At 36.6% G+C, this 6,485-nt stretch carries 9 protein-coding genes; 2 read left to right on the top strand and 7 right to left on the bottom strand.

Annotated elements, in window-relative coordinates; genetic code table 11:
* The 4 genes from Q0X59_RS06015 to Q0X59_RS06000 all read right to left on the bottom strand — a co-directional run.
* On the bottom strand, positions 1-433 hold a 433-nt coding region (locus Q0X59_RS06015), incomplete at its 3' end, for an AAA family ATPase (RefSeq protein WP_297643886.1).
* A 429-nt stretch (positions 434-862) separates the two neighbouring features.
* Positions 863-1,801 carry an ABC transporter permease gene (locus Q0X59_RS06010; RefSeq protein WP_297643817.1) on the bottom strand — a complete coding sequence of 313 codons (939 nt, stop codon included), beginning with the start codon at positions 1,799-1,801 and terminating at the stop codon, positions 863-865.
* Positions 1,798-2,577 (bottom strand): ABC transporter, encoded by a 780-nt coding sequence (locus tag Q0X59_RS06005; protein WP_297643818.1) that lies wholly within the window; start codon positions 2,575-2,577, stop codon positions 1,798-1,800. Before Q0X59_RS06005 ends, Q0X59_RS06010 begins: the two co-directional genes overlap by 4 nt.
* Positions 2,578-2,587: 10 nt before the next feature.
* A complete protein-coding gene (locus Q0X59_RS06000; protein WP_297643884.1) occupies positions 2,588-3,700 on the bottom strand; it encodes an ABC transporter ATP-binding protein in 1,113 nt (370 codons plus the stop codon).
* 512 nt (positions 3,701-4,212) lie between these two features.
* Here Q0X59_RS06000 and Q0X59_RS05995 point away from each other — a divergent pair.
* Complete coding sequence (locus Q0X59_RS05995; RefSeq protein ID WP_297643879.1) at positions 4,213-4,488, top strand: type II toxin-antitoxin system RelB/DinJ family antitoxin; 276 nt, start codon at positions 4,213-4,215, stop codon at positions 4,486-4,488.
* Positions 4,488-4,766, top strand: a complete 279-nt coding sequence (locus tag Q0X59_RS05990; RefSeq protein WP_297643877.1) for a type II toxin-antitoxin system YafQ family toxin — start codon at positions 4,488-4,490, stop codon at positions 4,764-4,766. The genes Q0X59_RS05995 and Q0X59_RS05990 overlap by 1 nt, the downstream gene beginning before the upstream one ends.
* A 52-nt stretch (positions 4,767-4,818) precedes the next feature.
* On the opposite strand, the gene Q0X59_RS05985 is transcribed toward Q0X59_RS05990, so the two are convergent.
* The 3 genes from Q0X59_RS05985 to Q0X59_RS05975 all read right to left on the bottom strand — a co-directional run bounded on the left by Q0X59_RS05985 (position 4,819) and on the right by Q0X59_RS05975 (position 6,354).
* Positions 4,819-5,121, bottom strand: coding sequence for a type II toxin-antitoxin system RelB/DinJ family antitoxin (locus Q0X59_RS05985; protein WP_004133089.1), 303 nt, complete (start codon positions 5,119-5,121; stop codon positions 4,819-4,821).
* Between the two features lie 213 nt (positions 5,122-5,334).
* Positions 5,335-5,946, bottom strand: coding sequence for a CadD family cadmium resistance transporter (locus Q0X59_RS05980; RefSeq protein ID WP_297643873.1), 612 nt, complete (start codon positions 5,944-5,946; stop codon positions 5,335-5,337).
* Positions 5,947-6,093: 147 nt separating this feature from the next.
* Positions 6,094-6,354, bottom strand: a complete 261-nt coding sequence (locus tag Q0X59_RS05975) for a hypothetical protein (RefSeq protein ID WP_297643892.1) — start codon at positions 6,352-6,354, stop codon at positions 6,094-6,096.
* Positions 6,355-6,485: the final 131 nt, after the last annotated feature.

Raw genomic sequence — 6,485 nt, 5'->3', positions numbered from 1 at the left:
AAGGAAGCACCTCAAAACTTACGTAACGCCCTGCAAGCAAGGTGGCAAGCTCGCCGGACAATAATTTTGAGTTAGAACCCGTCAAATAAATATCGCAATCATAATCAACTCTAAGCGCATTTATAACACGTTCCCAGTGAGAAACTAATTGAATTTCATCAAAGAAAAAATATATTTTACCTTCAATTTGTTGACTACGTTCTGTAATTAGTTTCTGCAGATCAAAATCATTTTTCACAGATAAGTATTGAGCTGATTCTAAATTGATATAAATAATATGACTTTGAGGAACGTCTACAAGCAATTCAGATTGAATCATTTTTAACAAAGTGGACTTTCCCACTCGTCTCATACCTGTAATCACCTTCACAATAGGCTTGTCAATAAAAGGTTTGATTTTATTAAGGTATTTTTTACGTAATATATATGACATATCCTCACACCTTTCGATTACAGCTTTGCTTACAATTTCGATTATAGTCGATAAATTTATTGTTTTTTATAGTTGTTTCTATTATAAACGAAACAAATTAAAGATTCACTTTTTGGTTTTATAATTAAAAAAATAAAACGTCTTTATTAAAACGTCTGCGATTCGTATGCTTTTAATACACATCACGTGACATCAAGCAAACGTTCTAAACGTGGATTGAGAGAACGGGTAGTATTTCTACACTTTTTTGAGTGCATACTATGAATAGTGGGTGCACTTTTTAACGATAGGAAATATCGCAAAAGGTTTAAGATTGGCTTAATAGCTTGCTGAACAATCTTACGCAATAATCAATGCCACTAGTCTTACACCCACTCTCCATACGCGAATTTAATCCTTATTTAATTAACTAAATCCCATATTTATTACCTAAAACCCTATATTTGTTAAAGTACCTTTACGCTGTTGAACTGCCACACCAACATTCCATATGATCACACCAACAATTGCCCACAACACGCCAACAACAAGAATCACAAGTAGCGATACGCCAACATTTACAGAACCATCAACTATACTACGAGATGCTTGAGTAACATGAGTTACTGGAATCACATATAACACGTATTGCATCATCTTAGGAAATACGCTAATTGGAGCAATAACACCACAAACAATAGGAAGTATTGCACTAAGCGCGTTAGAAATAGTATAAACATCATTCATCATCATGCTTATAGCAGCTATAGCAATACCAAATCCCGTAGAAGCAACAGGAACAATAAGGAACAACAGCATCAACGCACTCATATTAATCACAAAGAAAGCACTCGGGCTTACTACAAGCATTGTTATAAACAAAGTCACAGCATCACTCACTAAAGAAATAGTCACGAGCGCAATAATACGACCGAACCATAATGGTAATGCAACTTTCGCGCTTGTAAGCACGAATGGTGTTGTTCCTTCAAAACGATCCCATGCTAGTGCTTCTGACACAGTCATACTTGTGGAAATAGAACACGCGCCCATAACAGCAGCAAGAGTTGATGCAATCAAACTATGGTTAAAACCCGCGCTAGTCGCATAACTAGCTGCTCCATTGAATCCTCCGCTTACAGCTCCAGCTAGAAAAACGTATAAGAATGTAGATAAAAGAGGCTCAACAATCATACGTATAACAGCAGTATTCCAACTATTTAAGCTAGGTATACTCTGTATACTCACTCTTGCACCAGTTCGTATACTAGATAACACGCTCACGTGACCATACTGAGAATATTGATTATATTGATGCAATTCAGCGTACTTATTATTTTGAATAATTTTATTTCGCATAGTTTCAACCTGATTATTATTTCGTATCATATTATGTTCAAACTTCCATTAAGTGTTGCAAGTCGAATAGCATGACGTAACATAAAACCTGCAATAACAAGCAAAACGCTGGATAATACAACGCATAACACGATTGCTAACACAGTAGTAGCATTAAACGCTTGCGCATGAGCCACCCACACTGCAGACGTAAGCGGATGAATAAACGCAATAACGCGAGCTGGCAATGGCATTGATTCTACAGGAATCACTATTCCACAAAGCATCCATACAGGAATTAAAATCAAACCTTCATAAACTGTAGCTTTACGGCATAATACAAAAATTCCAGATAATACTGCAGCAGAAGCTACGCAAGCAAGCATAGAAAGTAAGTATCCAACTAACTGCGTGAATGTTATCATAAAGAACCCATGGCAGAAAACAGCAACGGTAATAATCGCAAGCGGCATACCAATGCACCCAAGTAAAGCTGCGGATCCTACAATAGGAAGAAACACTGCAGCAGGTGAGATAACACTTAAAGTTAAATATTGTAATGTTCCTAAATAACGCTGGTATCCAATAATTCCAACAGCAGTAGTTGTAGCAGTCCATAATCCAGCTATAGAAGAATCAACCCAAATATTATTAAGACAATTAGCACAATCATGAGAAAAACCATAGTATGAAACAATTTTCATCAACGCAAAACATACTGGAGCAAGTATCGCATTTTGCAAGAAAAACGTTGTTTTTGCTAAGCTTTTAAGCTGAAACCACATGCCACGAATCACAGAAGCGTATGAATGAGTAGAAGTATTCATATTAAGCCTCCTACTTACTCAATGAAAGTGAAGAAGACGAAGAAGACAGCGTAGCAGCAGAAGTAGAAGAAGTAGAAGTATTTGACGCAGAAATATTATCATTTTGCACAATAGCAAGATACGTTTCTTCCAAACTTGCAGCGCGATCACCTAAACGCGTAATCCCATCAACAGGAATTTTAATATTTCGTTCTTGAGATAATGTTTTACTCCACGCGATAGTAATATTTAATACTCCGTGTGATTCAAAAACATCACACCACAACACTCCATCAAGTTTTTGCAATTCTTCCTTAATACTAGGAGTTCCACTTGATAGTTCACCGTCATACGCGTACATTGTTACATGATCAATATGCTGCAAAGAAGCCAACTGCGCAACACTTCCCTGAGCGATAATATTACCGTGATTTATTACAGCAACAGTATCAGCTAATTTTTCAGCCTCACTCATCTCATGCGTAGTTAGCAAAATCGCTATTCCTTGATCTCGTAAAGCATGAATAATTTCACGTACTTTCCTAGCATTTTCAGGATCCAAACCAGTAGTAGGCTCATCTAAAAGCATAAGATCCGTTCTAGCAACCAGCGATCGAGCAATATGCAACCTCTGCCACATTCCCCTTGAAAAAGTTTGAACAGCATCATGCGCTTTATCAAGTAAATCAACTTGCTCAAGAGCATCGTGAATACGCTTTCCCTGCTCCCTATATGGAACAGCAGAAAGATCCGCAAAATAACGAAGATTATCTAATGCACTTAACTTTTGATAAAATCCTCGCTCACCTCCAAGAAGTAACGACACGTGCTTACGTGCTTCTCGAGGATTACTCACAGCATCAACACTAGCAATACGAACACTACCACTATCAGGAGCTAACAACGTGCCAACAATTTTCACAGTAGTTGTTTTACCTGCACCATTTGGACCAAGCAAGCAAAATATTTCACCAGAATGAATATCAAAAGATACGTTATGTAAAACTTGGCGAGTTGTCTTCTTACGACCAAATCCACGAGAATAAGATCTTGTTACATTATCAATACGCAATATTAAGTTGCTAGTTGACTGCTTATTATTGTTATCGTGACTATTAGTTGCGTTTTCTATATTATTATTCATTATTATTGCTTCGTTCTTACTTGTTATTAAAGCTTAATTCTTACTGTTATTAAACATTAATTCTTACCGTTATTGAATAAATTTCAACAATGAAAATTAATTAGATAAAAAGATAACGCTTGCTTACAAGAACGATAAGAACGAGCAAAACATGCAAAAACGTGTAAAAACTACAGAAAAACCAACGCGCATGTGCAAACATAATGACAAAACATCATGCGCAATGCGTGTTTAATACTGCTAAAGAAAATATGTATCTTAAGCTGTTTTATGTGCTTTTATATGCCTTTCAAACCGTTCTTAAGACTAGCGACCATCTGGGCAGTCATAGCGCAACACCTCATAAACTTAAATGTGCTTTACGTGGAAAATTATATGAGCATTACGTCAAAAACTCAAATATAAGCAATCACAAAACATTTGTTTAACATTTGCAAAATACTACTATTTCTTCTTTATGCTTGACAACGTATACCGTTCGTATCATAATCATTTTAAAAGGAGCTAATACTATGGCAACAAGTCCTACTCAAATTCGTATTGATAGTAATGTAAAAACAGAAGCAAATGAACTGTTTAGTGAACTTGGCATCGATATGTCAAGTGCTGTGAACATCTTCTTACGCCAATGCGTTTTGCATGGAGGACTTCCTTTTAAAGTAGAAATCCCAAAGTTTAATGCTGAAACACTGGCTGCTATGGAAGAAGCTAGAAGAATTTCCAGAGACCCTAACGTACCATCGTATTCTTCTATGGAAGACCTTAAGAAAGCGTTGTTGCAAGACTGATGTACAACGTTAAGTTTACGAATGCTTATAAGAAAAGCTATAAGCGTATGGCTAAACGAGGAATCGATCTTTCTCTTTTAGATGAAGCAGTAGATAACCTAAGACAAGGTATTCCACTTGATCCTAAATACAAAGACCATATACTCAAAGGAAAATTCAACGGTTTTCACGAATGCCACATCAAGCCAGACTGGTTACTTGTTTATTTACTAGAGGATGATATTCTCACACTCACACTTATCGATACCGTCAGTCACGCAGACCTCTTCAACCTGTAATCGCAAAGATGCTCTTTCGCCTGACGAGTGACTTTTATCTTATACTCATCCATTAAAGACCTCGTTCAAGATCTTCAAAAACATCATCTATCGGATAACTATCACCACGAACCGCCTGATCATAACCTTTAGCCATCAACGCGTTAAACGTTTTCTCATCCATATCATCTTGTGCTGGAAGCGACTTTGGAATAGTAAGCGAAAACGGAATACCCTTATTAAGAATGATTTGACGATAAAACATGTCAATAGCAGTAGCCCTAGGAACTCCAATCGTTTCCAAAATCTGCTCCGCCTGCTGCTTAATATTTTCTTGTATTCTCACATTCACATTCGCTGTTTTAGTAACTGCCATATCAATCAACCTCCATACACACATCATAAAATACTGTATCGCATATTGCAACACATTTGCACGAATGGGATTTTTTGACTGTCATACACGATTTTTATGTTCGCATTACTGCATCAGATAGTACGATCAAGCGCCGTGACGGTGGGAAGCACCACTTATTTTTCTCGTTTGAGTTTGAACATAAAAATAGCAGATAAAGGGAAGGAAATGAATTTACACCAAAGTTAGAACTTGACCTATGAAATAATTAATCGTTCCATTTTCAATCAATATATAAAGACCGAGTCCAATAAACACGACAGGTACAATTACTTTTTCGTACTTTTCCACAGTCTCTCCGATAGCAGAAATTGAGGCGAGATTTTGAGATAATTTGCATAGAATCAAAATCCCTAACGCAAATATTACTAAACTTATACTAATCTCAATCAAACTCTTTCCTGTAAAATAGGGGATATAAATTCCTAAATTATCTCCACCCATTGCCACTGTTAAACTTGTAAATGCTAAGATTTTTGATCCATTTCCGGTAATTTTCCCCTCGATATCTTCTTCATCAATATCTTCATCCACAAAAATTGCTCTTATACCAAGACCTAGCGGAATTAGACCAAGGAGTCCGATAATCCAATCTTGTGGAATAAAATTTAAAAAGTAAGCGGCAATAAGACTAGCCAGTACAAGCAGTCCTGTACCTAAATACTGCCCTACATAAATTGATTTCAAACCTTTCTTTCCTTGACTAGCGAATAAAATAGTCAAAACAACTAAGTAGTCAATGGATGTAGAAACAAAAACTAATAAAGCGGATACTATTGTTTCCATTATTTCTCCTTTCAAAATGTTAAATTTTTTAGACAGACGCACCCTCTTCTCTCCATTGATACTCAACCCGTAACTCTTTTAACAGCAAAAAACACGTCAGCGACTTGCTGATATACTTTTATTTTACCTTACACTTTTCCTGTAAGCTTAACACTTTAGTTCCGTTTTGCTCCCATCAAGGAAAGTAAGATCAACCTTTCCATCGTGATGCACAGTTAGATGGTCAACCATGCTAAGCCAGACGTTTTCATCGAACACTGTTAACAAGTCCTGTTTTTTCAAGTCCTCGATAAAATATTCAACTCCATCATGCCTCATTTGCTTTTCAACAATGATAGCCTTGACTTCTTTAAGCCTTGATTCTACAGTATTAAACCTGTTCACTAGACTCGTATATTTTTCTCCCACATATGCTACGGTACATTTCCTTCTGCATAAATTTTTTCCACTTACAAGGTGGGTGCAAAGTGGCGAATCGACTTGAATGGGCGCTTTGACAGAGCTTGAAATTGCATAACGCATTTCAAGCTCCTTCAAAG

It is taken from the genome of uncultured Gardnerella sp., from assembly GCF_947280595.1.
GTDB lineage: Bacteria > Actinomycetota > Actinomycetes > Actinomycetales > Bifidobacteriaceae > Bifidobacterium > Bifidobacterium vaginale_A.
This window is presented reverse-complemented; position numbering and strand designations above follow the sequence as displayed.

Bases quoted from the DNA above. Each gene is read 5' to 3' on its own strand.
- Q0X59_RS06010 (WP_297643817.1), bottom strand. From the start codon at position 1,801: ATGATACGAAATAATAATCAGGTTGAAACTATGCGAAATAAAATTATT.
- Q0X59_RS06005 (WP_297643818.1), bottom strand. From the start codon at position 2,577: ATGAATACTTCTACTCATTCATACGCTTCTGTGATTCGTGGCATGTGG.
- Q0X59_RS06000 (WP_297643884.1), bottom strand. From the start codon at position 3,700: ATGAATAATAATATAGAAAACGCAACTAATAGTCACGATAACAATAAT.
- Q0X59_RS05995 (WP_297643879.1), top strand. From the start codon at position 4,213: ATGGCAACAAGTCCTACTCAAATTCGTATTGATAGTAATGTAAAAACA.
- Q0X59_RS05990 (WP_297643877.1), top strand. From the start codon at position 4,488: ATGTACAACGTTAAGTTTACGAATGCTTATAAGAAAAGCTATAAGCGT.
- Q0X59_RS05985 (WP_004133089.1), bottom strand. From the start codon at position 5,121: ATGGCAGTTACTAAAACAGCGAATGTGAATGTGAGAATACAAGAAAAT.
- Q0X59_RS05980 (WP_297643873.1), bottom strand. From the start codon at position 5,946: ATGGAAACAATAGTATCCGCTTTATTAGTTTTTGTTTCTACATCCATT.